This is a genomic window from Nocardioides sp., assembly GCF_030019515.1.
Taxonomy (GTDB): Bacteria; Actinomycetota; Actinomycetes; order Propionibacteriales; family Nocardioidaceae; genus Nocardioides.
This window is the reverse complement of record NZ_JASEEQ010000004.1, coordinates 230,314-255,070: the sequence shown is the minus strand read 5'-3', so window position 1 is coordinate 255,070 and position 24,757 is coordinate 230,314. Positions and strand designations below refer to the sequence as shown.

Annotated in this window: 23 protein-coding genes and 1 tRNA gene; 7 read left to right on the top strand and 17 right to left on the bottom strand. The window is 72.2% G+C overall.

The annotated features are described in order from the left end of the window. Positions 1-13: 13 nt before the first annotated feature. Positions 14-739 (bottom strand): radical SAM protein, encoded by a 726-nt coding sequence (locus QMC84_RS07920; protein WP_300373593.1) that lies wholly within the window; start codon positions 737-739, stop codon positions 14-16. Beyond that, positions 711-2,258, bottom strand: a complete 1,548-nt coding sequence (locus QMC84_RS07915) for a YjjI family glycine radical enzyme (RefSeq protein ID WP_300373591.1) — start codon at positions 2,256-2,258, stop codon at positions 711-713. The genes QMC84_RS07920 and QMC84_RS07915 overlap by 29 nt, the downstream gene beginning before the upstream one ends. Positions 2,259-2,369: 111 nt before the next feature. Between QMC84_RS07915 and QMC84_RS07910 the strand changes: the two genes are divergently transcribed. Then, the gene (locus QMC84_RS07910) at positions 2,370-2,630 is read left to right on the top strand and encodes a hypothetical protein (protein WP_300373589.1); all 261 of its coding nucleotides are present in this window, start codon (positions 2,370-2,372) and stop codon (positions 2,628-2,630) included. 31 nt (positions 2,631-2,661) lie between these two features. Here the strand turns inward: QMC84_RS07910 and QMC84_RS07905 are convergent, their stop codons facing one another. Next, entirely contained in the window at positions 2,662-3,801 is a 1,140-nt protein-coding gene (locus QMC84_RS07905) for a cytochrome P450 (protein WP_300373587.1), read from the bottom strand. Positions 3,802-3,853: 52 nt separating this feature from the next. Next, positions 3,854-4,330: a MarR family winged helix-turn-helix transcriptional regulator gene (locus tag QMC84_RS07900; protein ID WP_300373585.1), complete on the bottom strand. Its 477-nt coding sequence runs from the start codon at positions 4,328-4,330 to the stop codon at positions 3,854-3,856. A gap of 100 nt (positions 4,331-4,430) precedes the next feature. On the opposite strand from QMC84_RS07900, the gene QMC84_RS07895 reads away from it, so the two are divergent. After that, positions 4,431-5,000 carry a YceI family protein gene (locus QMC84_RS07895; protein WP_300373583.1) on the top strand — a complete coding sequence of 190 codons (570 nt, stop codon included), beginning with the start codon at positions 4,431-4,433 and terminating at the stop codon, positions 4,998-5,000. Positions 5,001-5,123: 123 nt separating this feature from the next. Beyond that, positions 5,124-5,645: a hypothetical protein gene (locus QMC84_RS07890; RefSeq protein ID WP_300373581.1), complete on the top strand. Its 522-nt coding sequence runs from the start codon at positions 5,124-5,126 to the stop codon at positions 5,643-5,645. A 40-nt stretch (positions 5,646-5,685) separates the two neighbouring features. Here QMC84_RS07890 and QMC84_RS07885 read toward each other — a convergent pair whose 3' ends face one another. The 7 genes from QMC84_RS07885 to QMC84_RS07855 all read right to left on the bottom strand — a co-directional run bounded on the left by QMC84_RS07885 (position 5,686) and on the right by QMC84_RS07855 (position 9,512). After that, entirely contained in the window at positions 5,686-6,030 is a 345-nt protein-coding gene (locus QMC84_RS07885; protein ID WP_300373579.1) for a VOC family protein, read from the bottom strand. Between the two features lie 220 nt (positions 6,031-6,250). Further along, a tRNA-Ala gene (locus tag QMC84_RS07880) sits at positions 6,251-6,323 on the bottom strand. Between the two features lie 77 nt (positions 6,324-6,400). Further along, positions 6,401-7,033 (bottom strand): histidine phosphatase family protein, encoded by a 633-nt coding sequence (locus QMC84_RS07875; protein ID WP_300373577.1) that lies wholly within the window; start codon positions 7,031-7,033, stop codon positions 6,401-6,403. Beyond that, positions 7,030-7,413 (bottom strand): ribosome silencing factor, encoded by a 384-nt coding sequence (gene rsfS / locus QMC84_RS07870; RefSeq protein ID WP_300373575.1) that lies wholly within the window; start codon positions 7,411-7,413, stop codon positions 7,030-7,032. Before rsfS ends, QMC84_RS07875 begins: the two co-directional genes overlap by 4 nt. Continuing rightward, a complete protein-coding gene (gene nadD, locus QMC84_RS07865) occupies positions 7,410-8,057 on the bottom strand; it encodes a nicotinate-nucleotide adenylyltransferase (protein ID WP_300373814.1) in 648 nt (215 codons plus the stop codon). The genes rsfS and nadD overlap by 4 nt, the downstream gene beginning before the upstream one ends. After that, the gene (locus QMC84_RS07860) at positions 8,054-8,206 is read right to left on the bottom strand and encodes a hypothetical protein (RefSeq protein WP_300373573.1); all 153 of its coding nucleotides are present in this window, start codon (positions 8,204-8,206) and stop codon (positions 8,054-8,056) included. The genes nadD and QMC84_RS07860 overlap by 4 nt, the downstream gene beginning before the upstream one ends. Positions 8,207-8,231: 25 nt before the next feature. Continuing rightward, the gene (locus QMC84_RS07855; RefSeq protein ID WP_300373571.1) at positions 8,232-9,512 is read right to left on the bottom strand and encodes a glutamate-5-semialdehyde dehydrogenase; all 1,281 of its coding nucleotides are present in this window, start codon (positions 9,510-9,512) and stop codon (positions 8,232-8,234) included. Positions 9,513-9,644: 132 nt separating this feature from the next. Between QMC84_RS07855 and QMC84_RS07850 the strand changes: the two genes are divergently transcribed. Both QMC84_RS07850 and QMC84_RS07845 read left to right on the top strand, forming a co-directional pair. Further along, complete coding sequence (locus QMC84_RS07850; RefSeq protein ID WP_300373569.1) at positions 9,645-11,159, top strand: lysyl oxidase family protein; 1,515 nt, start codon at positions 9,645-9,647, stop codon at positions 11,157-11,159. 121 nt (positions 11,160-11,280) lie between these two features. Next, positions 11,281-12,078, top strand: coding sequence for an SDR family oxidoreductase (locus QMC84_RS07845; RefSeq protein WP_300373567.1), 798 nt, complete (start codon positions 11,281-11,283; stop codon positions 12,076-12,078). Between the two features lie 25 nt (positions 12,079-12,103). Here QMC84_RS07845 and QMC84_RS07840 read toward each other — a convergent pair whose 3' ends face one another. The 5 genes from QMC84_RS07840 to QMC84_RS07820 form a co-directional block, all read right to left on the bottom strand. After that, positions 12,104-12,958 (bottom strand): aminoglycoside phosphotransferase family protein, encoded by an 855-nt coding sequence (locus QMC84_RS07840; protein WP_300373565.1) that lies wholly within the window; start codon positions 12,956-12,958, stop codon positions 12,104-12,106. A gap of 11 nt (positions 12,959-12,969) precedes the next feature. After that, positions 12,970-13,923 carry an electron transfer flavoprotein subunit alpha/FixB family protein gene (locus tag QMC84_RS07835; RefSeq protein ID WP_300373563.1) on the bottom strand — a complete coding sequence of 318 codons (954 nt, stop codon included), beginning with the start codon at positions 13,921-13,923 and terminating at the stop codon, positions 12,970-12,972. A gap of 20 nt (positions 13,924-13,943) precedes the next feature. Then, a complete protein-coding gene (locus QMC84_RS07830) occupies positions 13,944-14,744 on the bottom strand; it encodes an electron transfer flavoprotein subunit beta/FixA family protein (protein ID WP_300373561.1) in 801 nt (266 codons plus the stop codon). 148 nt (positions 14,745-14,892) lie between these two features. Continuing rightward, the gene (locus QMC84_RS07825) at positions 14,893-15,225 is read right to left on the bottom strand and encodes a hypothetical protein (protein WP_300373559.1); all 333 of its coding nucleotides are present in this window, start codon (positions 15,223-15,225) and stop codon (positions 14,893-14,895) included. Positions 15,226-15,232: 7 nt separating this feature from the next. Continuing rightward, positions 15,233-16,012, bottom strand: coding sequence for an enoyl-CoA hydratase-related protein (locus tag QMC84_RS07820; RefSeq protein ID WP_300373557.1), 780 nt, complete (start codon positions 16,010-16,012; stop codon positions 15,233-15,235). Positions 16,013-16,097: 85 nt separating this feature from the next. On the opposite strand from QMC84_RS07820, the gene glgX reads away from it, so the two are divergent. Then, positions 16,098-18,254, top strand: a complete 2,157-nt coding sequence (glgX, locus tag QMC84_RS07815) for a glycogen debranching protein GlgX (protein WP_300373555.1) — start codon at positions 16,098-16,100, stop codon at positions 18,252-18,254. Between the two features lie 220 nt (positions 18,255-18,474). Here the strand turns inward: glgX and glgP are convergent, their stop codons facing one another. Next, on the bottom strand, positions 18,475-21,060 hold the full coding sequence (gene glgP / locus QMC84_RS07810) for an alpha-glucan family phosphorylase (RefSeq protein ID WP_300373553.1): 2,586 nt from the start codon (positions 21,058-21,060) through the stop codon (positions 18,475-18,477). Positions 21,061-21,188: 128 nt separating this feature from the next. On the opposite strand from glgP, the gene QMC84_RS07805 reads away from it, so the two are divergent. Beyond that, positions 21,189-24,623, top strand: coding sequence for a M36 family metallopeptidase (locus QMC84_RS07805; RefSeq protein ID WP_300373551.1), 3,435 nt, complete (start codon positions 21,189-21,191; stop codon positions 24,621-24,623). Positions 24,624-24,757: the final 134 nt, after the last annotated feature.

Sequence of the window (24,757 nt, the reverse complement as noted above, 5' to 3'; positions counted from 1 at the left end):
TCGCGCCGGCCCGTCAGACGGTGACGACCGCACCGAGGCCGGCCGCGGCGAGCGCTCGCCGGGCGTCCTCGATCAGCTCCGGCGTGGCCTCGGGGAGGTGCTGGTGCTCCGGGCGCACGCCGTGCCGGCGGAAGCCGATGACCACCACCCGCAGGCGCGGGTCGAGGGCGGCGAGCCACGCGGCCGTCCGGGCGAGCTGGTCCGGGCTGTCGTTGTACCCCGGAACCAGGAGCAGCCGCACCTCGTGCAGCCGACCCTGACCGTGCAGGTAGCGGATCGAGTCGAGCACCAGCTCGTTGCCCCGCCCGGTGAGCCGGCGGTGCACCTCGGGGTCGAGCGCCTTGAGGTCGATCATGAACCCGTCGGTCACCGGCAGCAGCGCGTCCCAGACCCGCGGGAGCGCGTGCCCGTTCGAGTCGACGTACGTCGTCAGGCGGGCCAGCTGCGGGTCCGCGCGCACCTCGGCGAACAGGTCGCGCACGAACCGCCACTGCCCGGTCGCCTCGCCGCCCGAGACCGTGACCCCGGACAGGTAGGGCTCGGCCACCCGGATCTGCTCGAGCAGCTCCCCCGTCGAGCTGACCCGGGCGGCCGGCCCGGACGGTGCGATCGTCTCGGGGTTGTGGCAGGCCAGGCAGTCGAACGAGCAGCCCTGGACGAAGACGACGAACCGGTTCCCCGGGCCGTCCACCCAGGAGAACGGGATGACGTCAGCGAGCCGGACCGGCGTCGATCTCATGGGCGACGATCCGCTTCGGCGCTCTCCGGTCGACGTGCGACTGGGCGACCGACCCCGCACCGAGGAACGTGCTGTCGTGCCGCGCGCCCTGCTCGATCCTGGCCAGGTCGGACTTGCGCACCAGGTAGCCGGTGATCCGGATGAAGTCGTTGCTGTCCAGGTTGAACGTCACGTCCCGCATCCCGGTCCGGAAGGCGCCGCGGATCACGTCGACCACGGCGTCCGGGTTGCGGCGCGCGGTGTCGTCGAAGGCGAGCACGTCGCTGATGCCCGCCGGGAACAGCGCGTGGTTCGGGGTGATCGTGCGCAGGTGCCGCAGCAGGTCCGGCTCGTCGCCGACCGGGATCCGGCAGCCGGCGGTCACGCCGACGTCGGAGTCGATGCCGGACTGGCTGTGCAGGAACGCCCGCCCGCCGTTCCCCTCGCAGTAGGGCATCGGCCGGGCCGCGACCAGCTCGTGCACGCGGGTGAGGATCTGGAGCGCGAGCTCGTCAGCGACGTCGTCGTGGCCGTAGCGGGCGTCGACGCCCTCGTGCTCGAGCACGATCGACACCGCCTCCGCGAGGCCGTAGACGCCGAACATCGCGGCGTAGCGGTCCAGGTGCAGCAGACCATCGGTGACCAGCCAGGAGTGCTCGAAGAACCGGGCCTCCTCGACCAGGTGCCGGATCCGCGCCTCCATCAGCTCCGCGGTCAGCTCGACGTAGCGCGGCAGCAGCTCGTCGAGGAACGAGGTGCGCTCGCCCTCGTGGCGCAGCGCGACCTCGCGCAGGTTCAGCCGGGTCAGGGTGTGCGAGCCGCCGCCGGCGACCAGCGAGTTGTAGCAGGACACCACGCCGTACGCCGGACCCAGGTCGCCGACCATCATCGGGTGGTTGACGAAGTGCGGCTTGCCGCAGGCGAACACGGTCTCGACCGCGTCGCGGACGTAGTCGTCCGGGGTGCGCTCGGGGTCGACCTTGAGCGAGAGGTTCGGCACCACCTGCAGCAGCTCGCGCTCCAGGCGCAGGGCCATCCGGCCGACCCGGCTGTCGTCGGGCCCGAGGTTCGCGTGGGTGAACGCGTCGGGGAACATCCGGTCCAGCGAGATCCAGAACAGCCGCAGCCTGCGGTGCAGCTCCTCGTCGGAGACGCCCTCGACGTACGGCTCCAGGAGCGCGTCGAGGTCGCCGAGCCACACCGGGTAGCCGGTGATGGACGGCACCTGGCTGTAGCCGATGAGCAGCGTGGTGAGCGCCTCGTCCAGGTCCGTCGCCGGACCGAGCTCGAGGAACGCCGAGCCGTGGCGCAGCAGCGTCGCGTAGTCGGGCAGCAGGTAGCGCGGCCGGTGCGGCGCGTTGCCCTCGTACATGTCGCAGATGATCCGCTTGTCGAGCGCCTCCGCGCATGCCGCGGAGACCTCGGGCGGCTCCAGGGAGTTCTCGGCGAGCGTCGCGAGCCGGTGCATCCGCTGGCGGAAGGTCAAGGTGGGGTCGTCGACGATGTCGCGCGCCTGACGACGCAGTTCGGGCAGCTCCATGCCTCCAGCATGCGGATCGCGGTCCTGGGAAAAAAGGGCCGAAGGGCCCCGGCCCGGCTCCGGACGCTCGCGTCGGTTTCGGCCGGGGGGCCAGCGGATACGTTGAGGAGCATGATCGGTTTCCTCGTGGCCGGGCTCATCATCGGCGCCCTGGCCCGCCTCATCAAGCCCGGCCGGCAGAACCTCGGCATCCTCGCGACCCTGGGCCTGGGCCTGGTCGGTTCGCTGATCGGCGGCCTGATCGCCCAGGCGTTCGGCACCGGCAGCATCTGGGAGCTCAACGTGCTCGGCTTCGTGCTGGCCGTCGTCGCGGCCGTGCTCCTGATCGGCGTCGCGGAGTCGGTCGCCGGCAAGGACCGCACGCACGCCTGACGGCCCGGAGTCGGCCCGGGCCTGCCGAGGATCAGCGCAGCACGACGGGGACCCGGGCCCAGCCCCCGACCGGCGGGGTCTCGCGCACGGCCGGCCGGTCGCGCGCGGGCTCGAGCCAGGTGGTGCGCACCAGCAGCTCCTCGACGACCACGCGCAGCTCCATCAGGGTGAGCTCGCGGCCCGGGCAGACGTGCGGACCGATCCCGAAGACCAGGTTGGCCGCGGCGTGACCGGCGGGGTCGAACTCGTCGGGGTCCCCGAAGACGAGCGGATCGCGGTTGGCGGCGGTCCAGTTGAGCAGCAGCCGATCACCCTCGGAGATCGTCTCGCCGCCGAGCCCCAGGGTCCTGGTCGCCACCCTGCGGTTGGCCACGAACGGGTCGTCGATGCGCAGGATCTCCTCGACGGCCGCCTCCACCCCGGCCCGGTCCCCGGCCTCGACCAGCGCGCGCACCTCGCGCTGCGGTGCCGGGTTGGCCGCGAGGAAGTGCACGATCACGCCGACCGAGGTGGCCAGCGACCCGAGATCGCCGGCGGTCCAGTTGCGCAGGATCGACACGACCTCCTCGACGGTCAGTGGCCGGCCCTCGACGGTCTCCTGCAGCAGCTCGCCGGTGACGTCGACCACCGGGCGGTCCCGCCGCTCGTCCAGCAGGGTGCGGATGAAGTGGTCGAAGCGCTCGGCTACCTCCGCGGTCCGCGCGCGGTCCGCGGACCGGGTGGCGGCGTGGTTGTCCTGCATCCAGGCGACCAGCTCCCCCTCGAGCTCGGCCGGCCAGCCCAGCCAGGAGGACTGGGAGCGCACGGCGTACGGCACACCGATCCCACCGATGGTCTTCACGGTGACGTCGCGTGGCAGCGCGTCGACGATGGCGACCGCGTGCTGGCGGCAGACCGGCTCCTGCCGGGCCACGCGCTCGGCGGTCAGGTAGCGGTCGACGACCGCTCGGTACGCCGCGTGCTCCGGCCCGTCCAGGCTGTTCGGGATCGCGCGCCGGCCGGTGACGTTGCTGGAGAAGGCGACCGGGTCGGTGGCCGCGGCGACGACCTCAGCGTGGCGCAGCACCACCCAGGCGCCGTCCTCGTGGGCGACCGGGCAGCGGGCGCGCAGCGCGTCGTAGACGGCGCGCTGGTCCGCCTGCCCGGTGTCGATCTCGACCGGCTCACCCACACCCGCTCCTCCCGTCGACCGGCGGCCCACGCTACCTGCGGGGTCGTGACGGTCAGTCGCCGGTGCGGGCGGCCGGCTCCAGGCGGGCGAGCAACTTGCGGGTGATCACGTCGAGGCTCGCGAGCTCGGCGCCGGTCAGCTGGTCGAAGACCAGGTCGCGCACCGCCCCCACGTGGCCCGGCGCGGCCTGCTCGATCGCCGCTCGCCCGGCCGGGGTGACGACGACGAACGCACCGCGGGCGTCGTCCGGGCACTCCTCGCGACGGACCAGCCCCCGGCGCTCCATCCGGGTGACGTGGTGGGAGACTCGGCTCTTCTCCCACTGCAGTGCCTGCGCGAGGTCGGTGACCCGCACCCGGCCCGCCGCGCTGTCGGTCAGGTGCACCAGGACGTCGAAGTCGGGCAGCGAGAGTCCGGCGTCGGCCTGCAGCGCGTGGTGCAACGCAGCAGGCAGCAGCGCGTTCAGGGCCAGCCACCGGCGCCAGACCTGCTCCTGCTCGGTGGTCAACCACTCGACATCCGGGCTCATGGGGCGAGCATACCCGGGAATAGTTGACACGTCATCCAGGTTGGTGGCAAAGTAGTTGATCGATCAACCACTAGCCACGCATCACCACGAGGAGCTTCAGATGACCACCACCCCCGCCACCCCCACCACCGTCTCCGACCTCACCGGCACCTGGACGCTGGACGCCTCGCACACCCGGGTCGGCTTCGTCGCCCGGCACGCGATGGTGACCAAGGTCCGCGGCGCCTTCAACGAGTTCGAGGGCACCGCCGTCGTCGACGGCACCGACCTGGCCGCCTCCACGGTCACCGTCACCATCCAGGCCGCCAGCATCGACACCCGCAACGAGCAGCGCGACGGCCACCTGCGCAGCAACGACTTCCTCGCGATGGACGAGTACCCGACCATCACGTTCGTCTCCACCGGCGTCCGCAGCACCGGCGCGACCTCCTTCGACCTGGTCGGCGACCTGACCATCAAGGGCGTCACCCAGTCGGTCACGATCCCGTTCGAGTTCGAGGGCGCGGCCACCGACCCGTTCGGCAACCTGCGCGCCGGCTTCGAGGGCTCGGTCACGATCAACCGCAAGGACTTCGGGATCACCTGGAACGCCGCGCTCGAGACCGGCGGCGTGCTCGTGGGCGAGAAGATCGTCCTCGAGTTCGAGGTCTCCGCGATCAAGAGCGTCTGACCGAGGCACACACCACCCGCGACGGGGGCGGTCGGCATCGCCGGCCGCCCCCGTCCGTCGCTGTCTGAGCACCGCCGCCGCCCGGCCGGGCGTGGTCGGAGCGGCCGGTGGGTACCGACGGGCGTGGGCATCTACCGACGGGTCTGGGCTTCGGCCTGGGTGGCGGTCGGGTCCGTGCCGGTCTTCTTCGGGCTGCTCGTGGCGCCGCCGGCCGCGCTCCTCTGCGCGGCGGTCCTGATCGCCGGGAGCCGTGCGGTGATCGCCCGCTCCACGGCGGCGCAGTGCGTCGGGACCGGCCTCGCGGCGGTCGCCGGGGTCGCGATGCTGGGGTGGCTCGGGCCCGCGGCGTTGGGAGTCGGCGCGTTCGCGCTCGCCACGTCGCCCGCTGTCGTCGGGCCACTGGTCCGCGCGCACCGTCGCGACCGACTCCCCGCCGTCGACCTGCGCGCCGCCGACGACGCGCGGCTCTGGGCCGCCTGGTCCGAGAGCTGCCTGGCGCTGCGGCGGGCGCGGACCCCGGCCGAGCAGCTCGAGATCGTCAACGTCCGGCAGGCCTACCTGGACGAGCTGGAGGCCCGAGACATCGCGGGCTTCCAGAGCTGGCTCAGCTCGGGAGCGCACCCGACGGCGCACCCGGGCGCCTGAGCCGGCACCTCGGCGGCTGGCGAGGCGCGACCGCCCGCGATCAGTGGGCCTTGTAGAACACCAGGCCGTTGCCCTGGTTGTCGTAGACCACGGCACGCCGCTCGTGGGCGTCGTCGTACGGCGCCCGCACGATCGCGCCACCGCTCGCCTCGATCGCCGCCGCCGCACCGTCGACGTCGTCGGTCCTGATGCCGATGACGACCTTGCCGGGCAGCGGGTGGTCGATGGCGGTGGCCAGGGCGATGGTGACCGAGCCGCCGTCCAGCGCCGCGTAGTGCGTGCCGTCGCGGAACTTCAGCGTGAAGCCGAGGGCCTCGTAGAACGTGATCGACTCGTCCAGGTCGTCGGTGGACAGGACGACCTGTCGCACGGTGTGGTCGCTCATGATGACTCCTCGGGATCGGTGCGGTTCGCGTCCGGGCCACCCTCGCACCCGGGCCGTGCGACCGAGCCATCGGGTCGCATCCTCGCCGCGCCGCGTCGGGACGTCCTGCGGCACGTGGGACGGGTGACACCCCCCGCCTGACGTCCCGGGGACCGCCGAGATCGACGAAGCCCGGCGCTCGGCGCCGGGCTCTCGGTCTTGTTCTCGGTCTCGGTCTCGGTGGAGCTGAGGGGACTCGAACCCCTGACCCTCTGCATGCCATGCAGATGCGCTACCAGCTGCGCCACAGCCCCATTGCTTCCCCCGACCAGCGGGGTGACAACTCGCGGAATACTAGCCAACGGCCCGGCCGATGCGAAATCGGGGTCCGTCAGGCCGGGTCCGAGGACGGCAGCACCCGGTTGTAGGCCACCAGCCGCAGCGGCTCGCCCGCGGCCGGCTGGTCGAGCAGTGCCCAACCGCAGTTCGCCATGCCGTGCAGCGCCGCTCGCTCGGTGACCGGCCAGCCGAGCAGGACCGGCACGGAGTCGCGGATCGCGGCGCCGTGGGAGACCGCCACGGCGAGCTCGCCCGGGCCGATCGAGGCGAGCAGCTCGTGCAGCGCGGCGGTCATCCGCGCGGACACCTGCGCGGCCGTCTCGCCGCCCGGGACGACGTCGAAGTCCCCGGTCCGGAAGACCGCGAACTCCTCGGGCGCGGCGGCGGCGTACTCCTCGTGGGTCAGTCCCTGGCGCTCGCCGAGGAGGTACTCGCGCAACCGGGGGTCGAAGGTGGGGTCCAGCCCGGTCTCCTTCGCGAGGTACGCCGCCGTCTGGCGGGCGCGGGCGCTGTCGGAGCACCACAGCGCCGCCGGACCCATCGCGGCGAGCACCGGCGCGAGCGCGGCCGCCTGCCGGTGACCGGTGTCGTCGAGCTCGGACTCGAGCTGGCCCTGGACGCGGCGTACGGCGTTCCAGGCGGTCTGCCCGTGCCGGAGGAGGAGCAGGCGGCGCGGCGCGCTCACCGGCCCGGCTCGGCCGCCGTGACGTCCGCGGGCAGCGGGATCGCCGGGCAGTCGCGCCACAGCCGCTCGAGGGCGTAGAACTGCCGCTCCTCCTCGTGCTGGACGTGCACGACGATCTCCCCGTAGTCGATGAGCACCCAGCGTCCGTCGCGCTCGCCCTCGCGGCGGATCGGCTTGGCGCCGATCTCGCGCAGCTTGTCCTCGACCTCGTCGACGATGGCCTTGACCTGCCGGTCGTTGCTGGCCGAGGCGATCAGGAACGCGTCGGTGATCGCCAGCTGCTCGCTGACGTCGAAGGCGATGATCTGCTGGGCGAGCTTGTCGGAGGCGGCCCGGGCGGCGGCGTGGACGAGCTCGACGGCACGGTCGGTGGCGGTCACTGCGTGTCCTCGGGGTCTTCCTGGGGGGTGTCTCGCGGATAGAGGTCGTACTTGGCGATGTACTGGACGACGCCGTCGGGCACGAGGTACCACACCGGTTCGCCGCGACGCGATCGTCGGCGGCAGTCGGTCGACGAGATCGCCAGCGCGGGGATCTCCACGATCGTCACCCGGTCGGACGGGATCGTGGCGAGCGCCGCGTCGTCCATCGTGTACCCAGGTCGCGTGCATCCCACGAATCGTGCGAGCGCGAACAGCTCCTCGGCGTCGCGCCAGGTGAAGATCTCGGCTAGCGCGTCGACCCCGGTGATGAAGTAGAGGTCCGCGTCGGGGAGCTGCGAGCGCAGGTCGCGCAGCGTGTCGATCGTGTACGTCGGGCCGGTCCGGTCGATGTCGACGCGGGAGACGCTGAACCGCGGGTTGGCGGCCGTCGCGATCACGGTCATCAGGTAGCGGTGCTCCGCCGGCGACACGTCCCGGTCCGACTTCTGCCAGGGGTCGCCGGTCGGCACGAACAGGACCTCGTCGAGGTCGAACCAGGCCTGCACCTCGGACGCGGCCACGAGGTGCCCGTGGTGGATCGGGTCGAAGGTGCCACCCATGACCCCGACCCGCCTGGCGGCGGTCCCGCCGTCGGTGGTCAGCTGTGCTCGCGTCCCGCGCCGAAGGCCAGCAGGCCAGCCAGCAGCACGAGCAGGAAGACCAGCACGATGCCGCCCACCAGCCAGTGGTTGGGCACACTCTCGTTGACGTGCTCCTCGGCGGCGAGGGCGATGGCGAACGCGTTCAGCATGGCCGACACCCTACCCGGCGGCGCGTCAACGGACGTGACCGTCCCCGGTGACGACGTACTTGGTCGACGTCATCTCGAGCAGCCCCATCGGTCCGCGGGCGTGCAGCTTCTGGGTGCTGATGCCGATCTCGGCACCGAAACCGAACTCCCCACCGTCGGTGAACCGGGTCGAGGCGTTGACCAGGACCGCGGCGGAGTCGACCGCGGCGGTGAACCGCCGGGCCGCGGCCAGGTCCTCGGTCACGATCGCGTCGGTGTGCTGGCTCGACCAGCGCCGGATGTGGGCGATGGCGCCGTCCAGGTCGGGTACGACGGCGGCGGAGATGTCCAGGGAGAGGTACTCCTGCGCGTAGTCCTCGTCGGTGGCCGGCAGCACCCCGTCCTCGGCCTGGAACCGGTCGTCGCCGTGCACGGTCACGCCGGCCTCCTGCAGGGCCGCGACGACGCGCGGGACGAACGTGTCGGCCAGGTCGGCGTGCACCAGCAGCGACTCGGCGGCGTTGCAGACGCTGGTCCGGTGGGTCTTGGCGTTCAGCACGATCGCGAGCGCCTTGTCGAGATCGGCCGCCCGGTCGACGTAGACATGGCAGTTGCCGACCCCGGTCTCGATGACCGGGACGGATGCCTCCTCCACGACCGAGCGGATCAGCCCCGCCCCGCCGCGCGGGATGAGCACGTCGACGTGCCCGCGGGCGCGCATCAGCGCCTTCACGCTGTCGTGGGAGTCACCCGGGACCGACTGCACCACATCGGGGTCGAGGCCGGCGCCGGCGATCGCGTCGCGCAGCACCGCGACGATCGCGGCGTTGCTGGCGCGGGCGCTGGAGCTGCCGCGCAGCAGCACGGCGTTGCCGGACTTCAGGCAGATGCCGGCGGCGTCGGCGGTGACGTTGGGCCGGGCCTCGTAGATCATCCCGACCACGCCGAAGGGCACCCGCACCTGGCGCAGCTCGAGGCCGTTGGCCAGGGTGCCGCCGCGCACGACCTCCCCGACGGGGTCCGGCAGCCCCGCGACGTCGCGCAGTCCCTGCGCCATGCCGGCGACCCGCTCCGGGGTCAGCCGGAGCCGGTCGACGATGTTCGGCGGCGTGCCGTTCGACTCGGCGCGCGCCACGTCCTCACCGTTGGCAGCGAGGACGTCGGGCTCGTGCGCCAGCAGGGCCTCGGCCATCGCCTCGAGGGCGGCGTCCTTCTCGGCCCGCGTGGCCAGGGCCAGGCCGTGGCTGGCGGCGCGGGCCCGCTCGGCGACCGCCACCACCTGGTCGGCCGTGCCGGCCACGCCGACCACGTCGTGCTGCGTGCTCATGGCTCCGAGGGTAGTTCGCGCCGGTCTGGACGCGTGCCCCGTCTTGTCGCTCGGCAACCGAATCCGACCCGGCCGCGTCGTACGCTGCGTCAGCTCATCGCAGCGATCGCTGCCGTCCGGAAGGACCCCACGTTGATCCGCTCGACCTCACGCGCCCTCGCGCTCCTCGCCTCGCTCGCGCTGGCGGTGCCGGCCGCGCTGCTGTCCACATCGCCCGCCACCGCCACGTCTGATCCCACCGGCGACCCCACCGGCGACCCCACGGTCGAGCGCACCTCGGACCGGGCGGCCGACACCGTCGCGCCGATCACGCTGTGGGCGCCGCACGCGGTCACCGCCACCGCCTACCGGAAGCGCACCTGGACCGACCTCGGCCTGCGCCTGATCGCCCAGGGCGCGCCGTTCGAGCTCTGGTCGCACCGCCCGTCGTACGACGAGGCGATCCGGACCGCCTGGCACACCGCCGACGGTGACGTGCCGCTGCCGGCCGGCTCGATGAGCACGTTCTCCGGCCTGGACGGGTTCCTGACGATCTCCATCACGCCGCAGGCGGGCGGTGAGCCGATGCACCTGGTCCGGAAGGCCTGCCTCAACGGCTGGTCGGAGCGGGTCCGCCCGGACGCGCCCGCGCGATCGGGCTACCCGGCCGGCTGCTGGTACAACCCGTTCAGCCTCGGGTCGGTGCAGGGCATCCAGGACGGCTGGGCGACGCCGATCCTCAGCCAGGGTCGCCCGTTCCGGCTCGCGCCCGGCACCTACACCGTGACCGCCAGGATCGCCTCCAGCTACGCCGCCGTCTTCGGCCTCAGCGCCGCGGACGCGACCCGCACCGTGCAGCTCACCGTCACGGCCGAGGACGTCGGCGGCGAGGGCACGTCCTCGCCGCGCGCCGCGTCCGTCGCCCGGCCGGCCGCCCACCGGCCGACCGGGCCACAGGGTCGCGCGCCGGAGGCCGGCCCGCAGCCGGACCTGCGCTCCCTGCCGGCGTGGGGCATCGGGCTGTCGAAGAACACGAACCACCTGCGGTTCTCGGCCACCGTCTGGAACGCCGGCGACAGCCCCCTGGTCGTCGACGGCTTCCGCCGTGACGGCGAGGACGAGATGGATGCCTACCAGTACTTCTTCGACGCCGCCGGCGAGCAGACCGGCTTCCAGCCGGTCGGCCACCTGCACTGGGACCCCAAGCCCTCGCACCAGCACTGGCACTTCGAGGACTTCGCGCGCTACTCCCTGCTCGACGCAGACCAGCAGGAGACCGCGCGCTCGAAGAAGGAGGCGTTCTGCCTCGCCAACACCGACGCCGTCGACCTCACCGTCCCGAGCGCCGACTGGAGGCCGGAGAACACCGACCTGTCGACGTCGTGCGGCGACTACTCCTCGCTCTCGATCCGAGAGGTGCTCGCCGCCGGCTGGGGCGACACCTACACCCAGTACCGCGCCGGGCAGTCCTTCGACATCCGCGGCCTCCCCAACGGCACCTACTACATCGCGGTGGTCGCCAACCCCGAGCAGAACCTGGTCGAGGCCGCCACCGACAACAACGTGGCGCTGCGCCGGATCGTGCTCGGCGGCAGGCTCGGCCACCGAACCGTGCGGGTCCCCCAGGTCGGCATCATCGAGGAGGAGGGGTACGGCGGCCGGGGTTGAACGCCGAGGACGAGCAGAGGCCCGGACTCGAGCGAACGTCCCGACTCGAGCTGACGGGACCTCCGACCCGGGTGCGGACGGGAGCGCGCCGCTAGCGTGACGGCCGAGAGGGGTGGTCGTCATGGAGTTGAGGGACAGGGTCCTCGTCGTCACGGGTGGCGGCAACGGGATCGGCCGCGAGGTCGTGCTGGCCCTGCTCAGCCGGGGCGCGCGAGTCGCGGCGGTCGACCTGCGGCCCGACGGGCTCGCCGAGACCGAGCGGCTGGCCCGCGCCGGCGAGCGGCTCAGCCGCCACACGGCCGACATCACCGACCGGGCACGGGTCGCGGCGCTTCCCGGCGAGGTCGAGGCCCATCATGGTCAGGTCGACGGCCTCCTGAACGTCGCCGGCGTCATCCAGCACTTCGTGCCGTTCGCCGACCTGTCCTTCGAGGAGATGGAGCGGGTGCTCGCGGTCAACCTGTGGGGCGTCCTGAACACCACCAAGGCGTTCCTCCCCCACCTGCTCGCCCGCCCCGAGGCGTGCGTCGTGAACGTGTCGAGCATGGGCGGGCTGGCCCCGGTCCCGGGACAGACGATCTACGGCGCGAGCAAGGCCGCGGTCAAGCTCTTCACCGAGGGCCTGTACGCCGAGCTCCTCGACAGCCCGGTCGCAGTCACCGCTGTCTTCCCGGGCGGGGTCGGCACCGACATCGCGGCCAACTCCGGTGCCGACCTCCCCGGCCAGGACGCGGGCGACCTCGCGGCGCGGCTCACCAGCCCCGAGGACGCAGCCCGCCAGATCGTCGCGGGCGTCGAGAAGGGCAGCTATCGGGTTGTGATCGGTCGCGACGCGCGGGTGCTGGACCGGCTGAGCCGGCTCGCCCCGCGCCGGGCCACCGAGCTGGTCGCGAAGAGGATGGCGGCGCTGCTCGGCTGAGCCTTTTCTCGCGGCTGAGCGGGCGTCAGTCGGTCGCGTGCAGGTCGCCCGTGCGGGCGATCGCGCGCAGCCGCTGCTCGGCGCGCGTGGCGACCGGGTTCGCACCGGAGCGCGAGGCCAGCTCCACCAGCGCGATCAGGTCGGCGGCGCGGGCCAGGTCGAGCGCGCGGGCCGGCGTGGTGCCGCGGAGGCCGGCGTAGGCCTCGAGGACCGCGGCGACGTACGCCGGGTCGCGGTCGAACCGGAGCAGGTTGCCCAGGTCGGTGAACGGGTGGCCGGCGTGGGCGTACTCCCAGTCGAGCACGCCGGTGACCTCGAGCGTCCCCGGGTCGAGCAGCAGGTTCTTGGGGTTGAGGTCGCTGTGTGCCAGGCAGGTCCGCGGCTCCTCGTCGAGGAGCGCCTGCGCCGCCTCGGCCACCTCGGCCAGCCCGGGCAGGTCCACGCCGAGGGACTCGGCGTACGCCGGCAGGTCCGGCTCGAACGGCTCGATCCGCAGGTCGCCGTCGACGAACGCACCGCGGCGCAGCATCGGCATCCCGCCGAGGGTCGCGACGACCCGGCCGCAGGAGGCGCCGGCGGCGGCGACCCCCGCGGCGTCGAGCGTGGGGAGCAAGAGGTCGCCCCGCACGCCGCCGAGGAACGAGGTCACCAGCAGCGCCGGGATCCCGGCTGCCGGGTCGGCCCGGCGTACCTCCAGGACGTCCGGCACGGGCAGCAGCCCGCGCACCAGTCCGAGCACCGCGGACTGGACCTGCGCCGCCTCGGGAGCGTGACGAAGGCCGGCGAAGATCCGCACCACGGTGCGGTCGCCGCCGGCCTCGGCCACGAACGTCTCCCCGGACCAGCCGCCCTCGAGCGGCTGGAGCGAGGCGAAGTCCACGGGAGTCTCGCTCAGCCCTTGCGCTTGGTGACTTCCTCGGTCAGCGCGGGGAGGACCGTGTGCAGGTCGCCCACGACGCCGAAGTCGACCAGCTCGAAGATCGGCGCCTCCTCGTCCTTGTTGACCGCGACGATCGTCTTGGAGGTCTGCATGCCGGCCCGGTGCTGGATGGCGCCGGAGATGCCGGTGGCCACGTAGAGCTGCGGCGAGACGGTCTTGCCGGTCTGGCCGATCTGGAAGGTGTGCGGGATCCAGCCGGAGTCGACCGCGGCGCGCGAGGCGCCGACCGCGCCGCCCAGGGCGTCGGCAAGGCCCTCGACGGACTCGAAGTTGCCGCCCGTGCCACGACCGCCGGCGACCACGATCGCGGCCTCGGTCAGCTCGGGACGCCCGGTGGCCTTCCGCGGCTGCGACGCCACGATCTGCGCGCCCTTCGCGGCGTCGGACACCGTCGCTGCGAACTCCTCGACCGTGCCGGCACCGGCGGCCTCCTCCGGCGCGGCGGAGTTCGGCTTGACGGTGATGATCGGGGTGCCCGTCGTGACCTTGGCCTTGACGGTGTAGTTGCCCGCGAACACGGACTGGGTCGTGGTGCCGTCGGCCTCCACGTCGACCGCGTCGGTGATCAGGCCCGACTCGATCTTGATCGCGAGGCGACCGGCGATCTCCTTGCCCTCCATGGTGGAGGGGATCAGGATCGCCGCCGGCGAGGTCTTCTCCGCCAGCTGCTGGAGGGCCTCGGCCTTGGGCGCCACGAGGTAGCCCTTGATCTGCGCGTCGTCGACGACGTAGACCTTCTCGGCGCCGTACTTCTTCACCTTCTCGGCCACGTCAGCGCCCTGAGCCGAGCCACCGATGAAGACCGCCGACGGCTCGCCGAGCCGCTTGGCGATGGTCAGGAGCTCGTACGTCGGCTTGCGCACCGCGCCGTCGACGTGGTCGATGAGAACGAGAACTTCAGACACTTGGTCAGCTCCTCAGACGCTCAGATGAACTTCTTGGCGGCGAGGAAGTCGGCCAGCGCCGTAGCGCCCGAGCCGTCCTCGTCCTTGACGATCTCGCCGGCGGTGCGCGGCGGCCGGGCCGTGGTCTCGGCGACCTCGGTCCACGCCACCGACAGGCCGACCTGGCCCGCGTCGACGCCCAGGTCCGCGAGCGACCAGGTCTCGAGCGGCTTCTTCTTCGCAGCCATGATGCCCTTGAAGGACGGGTAGCGGGCCTCGCCCGACTGGTCGGTGACCGAGAGGACCAGCGGCATCGCGGCGCCGATGACCTCGGTCGCGGTGTCGCCGTCGCGCTTGACGCGCACCTGGTCGCCCTGGGTCTCGATGACCGAGGCGAGGGTGACCTGGGGCAGGCTCAGGCGCTCGGCGAGCATCGCCGGCACCACGCCCATGTCGGCGTCGGTCGAGGCCATGCCGCACACGACGAGGTCGACCTTCTTCTCCGCACCTGCCTTCTCGACGGCCTTGGCCAGCACCAGCGAGGTGGCGGCGGCGTCGGAGCCCGCGACGGCGTCGTCGACGACGTGGATGCCCTGGTCGGCGCCCATCTGCAGCGCCTTGCGCACCGCGTCGACGGCCTTCTCGGGTCCCACGCACAGCGCGGTGACGGTGGTGTCCTCGCCGCCGGCCTTCTCCTTCAGCTGGAGGGCCTGCTCGACGGCGTACTCGTCGAGCTCGGAGAGGAGCCCGTCGACGCCGACGCGGTCCACGGTGTTGTCCGACTCGAACTGCCGATCGGCAGTGGCGTCGGGCACGTACTTCACACAGACGACAATGTTCATGGTGTGTGGCCGGTTCGGCCCCTCCTGTGCACTCGGTTGGTCGTGAGGCTACCGTCGCGCCCCGGTGGTCGAAACTCGCGGTGGGGTTGGCTTTGTCACAGCGGCACTGTCAGCGTCCGACCCGGAGCCGGCCCGGATCAGGCCCGGCTCAGGGACGGACGACCCGCTCCAGCAGCCGCCCGACGACCAGGTACGCGATGGCGCCCAGCCCCCAGTTGGCCAGCGCGTTCTTGGTCTCCGCGTCGCCCCCCTCGAACTTGAAGATGCCGTTGTCGCGGGAGAAGACCTCGAGGTCCACGACGTCGGCGACGTCCAGCACGAGCTTGACCAGCGCGTTGTCCCGGTTGGCGTCGAGCGCGATGCACAGCGCCCCGACGGCGAGGACCAGCGCGCACAGCACCGCGAGGAGCCACACCACCTGGGCCGCACGGGCGCGCACCCGGGAGCCCCGTCGCGCCGTCAACGCCTTGCGATCCACCACGTACCGCTCACCTGCCCTCGAACTGCGCCTTGCCCGGTCCGTTCTCGACGAAGGATCGCATACCGGTCGAACGGTCCTCGGTCGCGAACAGCGCCGCGAACTGCTGCCGCTCTATCTCCAGCCCGGTCTCCAGGTCCACCTCGAGGCCGCGGTCGATGCTCTCCTTCGCGGCGCGCAGGGCGTACGACGCGGCGCCGGCGAACCGGCGGGCCCAGGCGAGCGCCTCGTCGTAGACCGAGGCGGCCGGGAACAGCCGGTCGACCAGTCCGATCGCCAGCGCCTCGTCGGCCTTGACGAAGCGCCCGGTGAAGATGATGTCCTTCGCCTTGCTCGGGCCGACCAGCCGGGTCAGCCGCTGGGTACCGCCGGCCCCCGGGATGATGCCGAGCAGCACCTCGGGCTGGCCGAGGACCGCGTCCTCGGCGGCGAACCGGACGTCCGCGCACAGCGCCAGCTCACAGCCGCCGCCCAGCGCGTACCCGGTGATCGCGGCGACCACCGGCTTCGGGATGCGGGCCACCGCGCCGAGGGAGGACTGCAGCGGGCCGGACCGCTTGACCATGTCGGTGTAGGACATGTCGGCCATCTCCTTGATGTCCGCGCCGGCCGCGAAGACCCGCTCCCCGCCGTACAGGACCACCGCCTTGACGTCGTCGCGCTCGGTGGCCTCGACCGCCGCCGCGCGGATCTCCTCCTGCACCTGCACGTTCAGGGCGTTCATCTTCGGCCGGTCCAGCCGGATCGTGCCGACCCCGTCGGCCACCTCCAGTCGTACGAACTCACCCATGCCGTGATCCGCCTCTCTCTGTCCTGGTCGTCGTTCTCGGTAGTCGATCTCCGGCATTGTGCCGTCATCGGGAACAATGGCGCGGGTGACCCCCGGACTCTGGCGCGACCGCGGCGAGCGCACCCCGGTCTGGCCGGGGCGCAGCTGGCCGCTGGGCTCGACCTGGTCCGCGGAGGCGACGAACTTCGCGGTGCACGCACCGCGGGCGACCGCCGCGTGGGTCTGCGTCATCGACGAGGAGGGCGGTGAGCAGCGACACCCGCTCACCGAGCAGGAGCTCGGCATCTGGCACGGCGCGATCCCGGGCATCACCCCCGGCACCCGCTACGGCTACCGCGTCGAGGGGCCGTGGGACCCCACCCAGGGGCTGCGCTTCAACCCGGACAAGCTGCTGCTCGACCCGTTCGCCCGGGCGATCTCCGGCGACCTGACGCTCGACCCGGCCATCTTCGGGTACGTCGCGGGCGAGCCGGACCGGCGCAGCGAGACCGACTCCGCGCCGTACGTGCCGACGAGCGTGGTCCTCGGCGACGACCGCTTCGACTGGGGCGACGACGCGCCTCCGCGGCACCCGTGGCAGGACTCGGCGATCTACGAGATGCACGTCAAGGGCATGACCATGCTGCACGACCGGGTGCCCGAGGAGCTGCGGGGCACCTACGCCGGGCTCGCGACGCCGGCCGTCGTCGACTACCTCAAGGACCTCGGGATCACCGCGGTCGAGCTGCTGCCGATCCACCAGTTCGTCTCGGAGACCTCGCTGCTGGAGCGCGGACTGGTCAACTACTGGGGCTACAACTCGATCGGGTTCTTCGCCCCCCACAACGCCTACTCGTCCGCCGGCGACCGCGGCCAGCAGGTCACCGAGTTCAAGGCCATGGTCAAGGCGCTCCACGCGGCCGGCATCGAGGTGATCCTCGACGTCGTCTACAACCACACCGCCGAGGCCGGCACCACCGGTCCCACGCTGTCCTTCCGCGGTCTCGACGACCGGGGCTTCTACTACCGGACCGGCGGGGACGGGCACGCCGAGCCGTTCGAGGACGCCTACTGGGACGTCACCGGGTGCGGCAACACCGTCGACGCCTCGAACCCGTTCGCGCTGCGACTGATCCTCGACTCGCTGCGCTACTGGGTCACCGAGATGCACGTCGACGGCTTCCGGTTCGACCTGATGTCCGCGCTGACCCGGGTGCACCGGCGGATCGACATGCGCAGCCACCTGCTCACCGCGATCGGCCAGGACCCGATCCTGCGGCACGTCAAGCTGATCGCCGAGCCGTGGGACGCGTCGATGGACGGCTACCGGGTCGGTGAGTTCCCGCCGCCGTGGGTGGAGTGGAACGACCAGTACCGCGACGAGATCCGCGACTTCTGGCGCAACCACACCTCGGGCATCCGCGGGGTCGCCACCCGGCTGGCCGGGTCCTCGGACCTGTACCTCGACGACGGGCGGTCGCCGTACGCCTCGATCAACTTCGTCGCCGCCCACGACGGCTTCACGATGCGCGACCTGGTCACCTACGAGCACAAGCGCAACGAGGCGAACGGCGAGGGCAACCGGGACGGCACGGACAACAACCGCTCCTGGAACCACGGCGTCGAGGGCGAGAGCCACGACCCGGCGCTCGTGGCCATCCGTCGCCGCCAGGTCGCGAACATGATGGCGACGCTGTGCCTGTCCAACGGCGTGCCGATGATCACCGCCGGCGACGAGCGGGGCCGCACCCAGGGCGGGAACAACAACGCCTACGCCCAGGACAACGAGACGTCCTGGATCGACTGGCGCCCCGACGACGCGTGGCTCGACGTCTACGAGATCACCAAGACGGCGCTCCGGCTGCGCCGCGAGCACCCGGCGCTGCGGCAGCGGCACTGGTTCGAGGGCCGGCCGACGATGCTCGGCGGCCCGAAGGACCTGGCCTGGCTGCACCCCTCCGGCCGGGAGATGACCGGCGACGACTGGCACGACCCGACCCTGCGCGCGGTCGGCATGTTCGTCTCCGGCGCGCCGCTCCGTGCGCCCGGCCCGCGCGGCGAGCAGCAGGTCGACAAGTCCTTCGTGCTGTGGTTCAACTCCGACTGGCTGCCGCTGCGGGTCGCCCTGCCCGAGAACGACTGGGTGCACGCGGGCGAGGTGGTCCTCTCCACCGACTACCGGCTCCCGGTCGGCACCTCGATCAAGGCCGGCGACGAGCTGCACATCGGACGGCGCACCGTCGTCGTCTTCCGCGAGAGCTGATCAGGGACGCGAAGCGGACTGATCGTCGGTGGTCGAGCAGCGAGCGCGACCGACGAAGGCGGTCGCGACGGAGTGTGTCGCGACCCGGTGAGCCGACCAGCAGCCTCCACCGGAGCAGTGCTCCACGAGCACGATGGGTCTCGACACGGCGGTCGCGACTTCGTTCCTCAGTCGCGCGCCTTGCTCGACCACCATCAGCGGGTCCGCTTGCGCGTCCCCGCTAGGCCAGCGCCACCAGGCCGAGCTCGGCGGGTGAGGCGAGCACGTCGTTGCGCGGCACGATCCGCACGGTGTAGCCGAACGACCCGGAGTGGTCCAGGACGACGTCGCCGTCGAAGCGGTGCCGGCCGCCCTCGTAGGACTCGACCACGCGCAGCCGGTCCACGAGCGTCTCGACCAGCTCGTCCTCGCCGTTGGTCTTGCCGTGCAGCAGCTGCACCTCGACGTCCTCGGGGGCGAGCGGGCCGAGGGTGACGAAGGCCCGCACGCTCATCTGGTCGCCGACCTCGGGGGCGTCGCCGACCCCGCTGCTCTCGACGTGCTCGACCCGGACGTTCGACCAGCCGGTCCGGACCTTCTTCTTCCAGGCGGCCAGCTCGGCGGCGCCGTGGTAGTCGGAGTTCAGCCGGTGCGCGGTGACGCACGCCGGTGTGTAGAGCTGGCGCACGTAGTCGCGGACCATCCGGGTGGCGAGCACCTTCGGGCCGAGCGACTTCAGCGTGTGCCGGGTCATCTCGAGCCAGCGCGTCGGCACGCCCTCGCCGTCCACGTCGTAGAACCGCGGGGCGACGTCGTTCTCGATCAGGTCGTAGAGCGCGGCGGCCTCGAGGTCGTCGCGGTGGTCGGGGTCCTCGACGCCGTCGGCGGTCGGGATCGCCCAGCCGTTGTCGCCGTCGTACCACTCGTCCCACCAACCGTCGAGCACCGAGAGGTTCAGGCCGCCGTTGAGCGCGGCCTTCATGCCCGAGGTGCCACAGGCCTCGTAGGGGCGCAGCGGGTTGTTCAGCCACACGTCGCAGCCCGGGTAGAGCGGCTTGGCCATCGCGATGTCGTAGTTGGGCAGGAACACGATGCGGTGCCGGATCTCCGGGTCGTCGGAGAGCCTGACGATGTCCTGGATCAGCTTCTTGCCGCCGTCGTCCGCCGGGTGCGCCTTGCCGGCGATGACCAGCTGGATCGGCCGCTCGGGGTGCAGCAGCAGCGACTTGAGCCGCTCGGGCTCGCGCATCATCAGCGTGAGCCGCTTGTACGACGCCGCGCGCCGCGCGAAGCCGATCGTCAGCACGTCGGGGTCCAGCGCGTTGTCGATCCAGCTCAGCTCGGCCTTGGCCGCACCACGCTTCTGCCAGGACCGGCGCAGCCGCCGGCGGGCGTCGACCACGAGCCGCTCGCGCAGCACCCGCTTGACGGCCCAGATCTCGGGGCCAGGCACCTTGTCCGCCGCCGCCCAGAACCCGCTGGTGTCGTCGGACTCCGGGTCGGCGCCCTGGGCGGTGGCCAGCTCGATCACCTCGCGGGCGACCCAGGTCGGGGCGTGCACGCCGTTCGTGATCGACCCGATCGGCACCTCGGCCTCGTCGAAGGCGGGCCACAGGCCGTTGAACATCTCGCGGCTGACGTGGCCGTGCAGCTGGGAGACGCCGTTCGCGCGCTGCGCGAGGCGGAAGCCCATGACGGCCATGTTGAAGACCGCCGGGTCGCCGCCCTCGTAGTCCTCGCTGCCCAGCGCGAGCACCCGCTCGACGGGTACGCCGGGCGTCGGGCCGGCCTCGCTGAAGTACTGCTCGACCAGGGTCAGCGGGAACCGGTCGATGCCGGCGGGCACCGGGGTGTGGGTGGTGAACACCGTGGAGGCGCGACTGACCTCGAGCGCGGTGTCGAAGTCGAGCTGCGGGCCGCCCTCGGCCACGGTGAGCTCCCGGATCCGCTCGAGCCCGAGGAAGCCGGCGTGGCCCTCGTTGGTGTGGAACACCTCGGGCGCGGGGTGGCCGGTGATCCGGGAGTAGGCGCGCAGAGCGCGCACGCCCCCGACGCCGAGCAGCAGCTCCTGGCGCAGCCGGTGCTCGCTGTTGCCGCCGTACAGGCGGTCGGTCACGTCGCGGTAGTGGTCGGGGTTGCCCTCGACGTCGGTGTCGAGCATCAGCAGCGGCACCCGGCCGACGCTGGCGACCCAGATCCGGGCCAGCAGCTCGGGACCGTCGGGAAGGGCGACGCTGATCATCGCGCGGGCGCCGTTCTCCTCGCGCAGCAGCGAGATCGGCAGGCCGTCGGGATCGAGGACCGGGTAGGTCTCCTGCTGCCAGCCCTCGCGGGAGAGGGCCTGCTTGAAGTAGCCGTGGCGGTAGAGCAGGCCGACGCCGACGATCGGCACGCCGAGATCGCTGGCCGCCTTGAGGTGGTCGCCGGCGAGGATGCCGAGGCCGCCGGAGTACTGCGGCAGCACGGCGGTGATCCCGAACTCCGGGGAGAAGTAGCCGATCGCCCGCGGCCCCTCGTCACCGGCCGCGAGCCGGCGCTGGTACCACCGGTCGCCGGTCAGGTACTGGTCCAGGTGGTCGACGGCCACACCGAGTCGAGCCAGGAAGCCCTCGTCGGCGGCCAGCTCCTCGAGACGTCGCCGGCCGACGGCGCCCAGGAGCTTGACCGGATCGCGTCCCGTGGACTCCCACAGCACGGGGTCGACGGACTCGAAGACGTCCTGCGACTCGGGGTCCCAGGACCACCGCAGGTTGCCGGCGAGACGGCCCAGGCCGGCGAGCGTCGAGGGCAGGACGGGACGGACGGTGAATCGACGGATCGCACGCACCCGGCGACCGTACATCGTGGATGTTGGAACGATCAAAGAATGGAGCCGACCTCCGGTGCGGCCCGCGTCACGTCGCCGGCCGCGGAGGGGTCACATAACGAACCCCGTCGTCCGGCGTTGACCGGATCATGACCCGCTCCCCCTCGCGCCGTGGCGGCCACCGGACCGCCGCTCTGGCCCTGTTGACCGCCACCCTGGTCCCGGGCCTCGCTCAGCTCCCCGCCTTCGCCACGAGCCCCACCGCGGCTCTCGCCACCCCGACCGCCGCCGACGCCGAGCACCCGCTCGGCGGCCTCGGCGACCCGGTCGCCGGGCTCACCGACCTCGACGCCCGCGGCACCGCGCTCCCGTCCGCGGCCCAGCGCAGCGCCGCCGCCCGCCTCGGCGCGGTCGACCTGCGCTGGAACCAGTTCGGTACGCCGTCCTCGATCCTGCCTGCCGACGGGGTGCTCGCCCGCGCCTCCTCGAGCAACCCCGTCGTCGCCGCGCGGGCCTGGCTGAGCGACCACGCCGCGGTGTTCGGCCTGAGCCGCGACGCCGTCGCCGGCCTGGAGCTGGTCGGTGACCAGCGTCTGGCCCAGAGCGCCGCCCACGCCGTGCTGTTCCGCCAGCGGTTCGGCGAGCTGACCCCCGCGCTGGCGAGCATGGTCACCGTCGGCGTCGCGAACGGCGAGATCGCCTACGCCTCCTCCTCGATCACCAAGACGACCGGGACGCCGCCCGCGGCGACGCTCAGCCCGGTCCAGGCCTGGACCAAGGCCGCTGCGAACCTCGGCCGCACGCTCGACGCCGACGCCCTCGACCAGGTCACCTCCCACGTCGCCGACGGCTGGACCCGGCTGAGCGTGCCCGGCTACCCGCAGGAGCAGCTGGTCCGTCTGCGCGCCCTCGCGCTCGCCGACGGCACCGTGCGCCCGGTCTTCGAGACCAACGTGCTCGACGTGCAGAAGGGCTCGGCGTTCGCCTACACGCTGATGGTCGACGGCGTCACCGGCGCCGTGCTGCACCGGCAGAACCAGGCCGAGAACAGCAGCGACGCGTTCCAGTTCCAAGGGGAGATCACCGCGACCGACTGCGGTCCCCAGCACGAGTTCGAGCTCACCGACGGCAACACGAAGGAGATCGTCGCCGCCGCGTCGGCCGTCAACGTCGCCAACGACATCGTCGTGAAGATCTTCGATCCTGCCGGGCAGCTCCTCGTGAGCGGCGATCTCGGCACCAGTCCCGAGACGGCCACGTACTCAGCCGACTCCATCCCGGCCGGCATCTACACGGTCCAGGTCTGTCCCTTCCCGGACCCGACCGCGCCGTTCCTGCCGCCGGGCAACTACGTCGCCGGGGTGACCACGAGCGACACCGCCGGCCCCTCGGCGGGCGACGCCGGCTTCGACCCCCGGTGGCGCTACTTCACCGCGAACCCGGCCCTGGACTACTCGGCCGACACCACCCCGAAGAACTCCGTCATCGGGTGCTGGTTCCCCGGCTCAGGCTGCACCACGCCGACCGGCCCGTTCCGCAACGTCGCGGCGCCCGGCCCCTGGGACACCGTGGGCGGCAGCGGCGTGGGCACGATGACCACGATCGGCAACAACGCCAACACCCACGAGGCCTGGGCCAGCCCGCTGACCCCGGGCGGCACGGAGCAGGCCCCGGTCTCGCCGACCCGTGACTACACGACGCCGTTCACCGACGCCTGGAACAACTCCGGCTGCGACCCGGCCCAGCTGCACCCGGGCGGCAACGACATCGACGCCACCGTGACGAACCTCTTCGTCGCGCACAACCGGATGCACGACTACGCCTACTACCTCGGTTTCACCGAGGAGAACTACAACCTGCAGGCCAGCAACTTCGGCCGCGGCGGGGTCGACGGCGACCAGGAGGTCGGCAACGCGCAGGCGGGTGCGCTGACCGGCGGACAGCCGTCGTACCTCGGTCGCGACAACGCCAACCAGATCACGCTGCAGGACGGTGTACCGGGCATCACCAACCAGTACCTCTTCCAGCCGATCGCCGGCGCGTTCTACTCCCCGTGCGTCGACGGCGGCTTGGACATGGGCATCGTCGGCCACGAGTACACCCACGCGATCAGCAACCGGATGGTCGGTGGCCCCGACGAGGGCCTGACCTCCGAGCAGGGCGGTGCGATGGGCGAGTCCTGGAGCGACCTGGTGGCCGGCGAGTACATGTTCAGCCACGGCTACGCCAACGGCGGCAACCCGTGGGCGGTCGGCGTCTACGCCACCGGCAACAAGTCGGTCGCGATCCGCGACTACGCGATCAACGACAACCCGCTGAACTACTCCGACTACGGCTTCGACAGCACCGGCAACGAGGTGCACGCCGACGGCGAGATCTGGAACGGCACCCAGTGGGAGGTCCGGCAGGCCCTGGTGAAGAAGTGGAACCGGCAGTTCCCCTACACCGACAACGCGCTGCAGCTGCGCTGCGCCCAGGCCACGGCGACCAGGAGCCCGCTGCCGGCCGGCCAGTGCCCGGGCAACCGGCGCTGGGTCCAGCTGGTCTTCGACTCCTTCCTGCTCCAGCAGGGCGCCACGTCGATGCTCGACGCCCGGGACGCGATGCTCGCCGCCGACCGGATGCGGTTCCGCGGCAAGGACCTGGACGTGATGTGGCGGGCCTTCGCGCGCCGCGGCATGGGCCAGGGTGCGTCGATCCCCAACGCCGACTCCGGTGACACCACGCCGAGCTTCGCCTCGCCGCGCCAGCGGAACGGCACCGTCACCTTCCGCAGCAACCGCTCCGGCAGGTTCTTCGTCGGTCACTACGAGGCCCGGGCGACACCGATCGCCGACACCTCGGACAAGGGCAAGGTGAAGACCACCGCCCGGCTCGTGCCCGGCCGCTACCGGATGCTCTACGTCTCGCAGGCCGGCGGCTTCAAGCGGTTCCACCTGACCGTGCGGCCCGGCGCCCAGACCGTCCGCGTGCACGCGCCGACGAACCTCGCCGCGGAGAAGAACGGCGCCAGGGTGCTCGACGCCACGGCCGGCTCGCTGAACGCGGTCGCCCTCCTCGACGGCACGGAGAGGACGGCGTGGGGCGGGGTCACCGCCGCCAACGTCGACGAGTCGCACCCGTTCGTCGCGGTCGACCTCGCCGGGGGCGTCCACACCGTGCGCCGGGTGCAGGTCAGCGCGATGCTCAACCCGGCCCCGCCGGACCCGAACGAGATCCCGCTCGCCAAGGACCCGGACCCCGACTCGGGCTCCCGGTTCACGGCGCTGCGCCGGTTCGCGCTCGAGGCCTGCGTGAGCGACTGCGACGCGGCGAAGGCGGTCTGGGAGCGGTTCTACGTCTCCCCCGGCAACGCCTTCCCGGCGGTGCGGCCCCGACCGGTCGCCCCGAACCTGACGCTGCGTGCCTTCAAGGTCCCGGCGACCCGCGCGGCCGCGATCCGGTTCGTGGTGCTGGAGAACCAGTGCACCGGCTACGCCGGGTACGCCGGCGAGCAGGACAACGACCCGGTCAACGACACCGACTGCAAGACGGCGTCCGACCGCGGCACGATCGTGCACGCGGCCGAGCTCCAGGTGTACTGATCCGAGGCCGAGTCGGCGCATCTTGCCCGCCCCGTCCACAGCAGGCCGCAGCCAGCTGGGGACAACCCGGGCAAGATGCGCCGACTCGCGGCCTCCTGGCGGGCAAGATGCGCCGGGTCGGCGTTTCCTCCCGG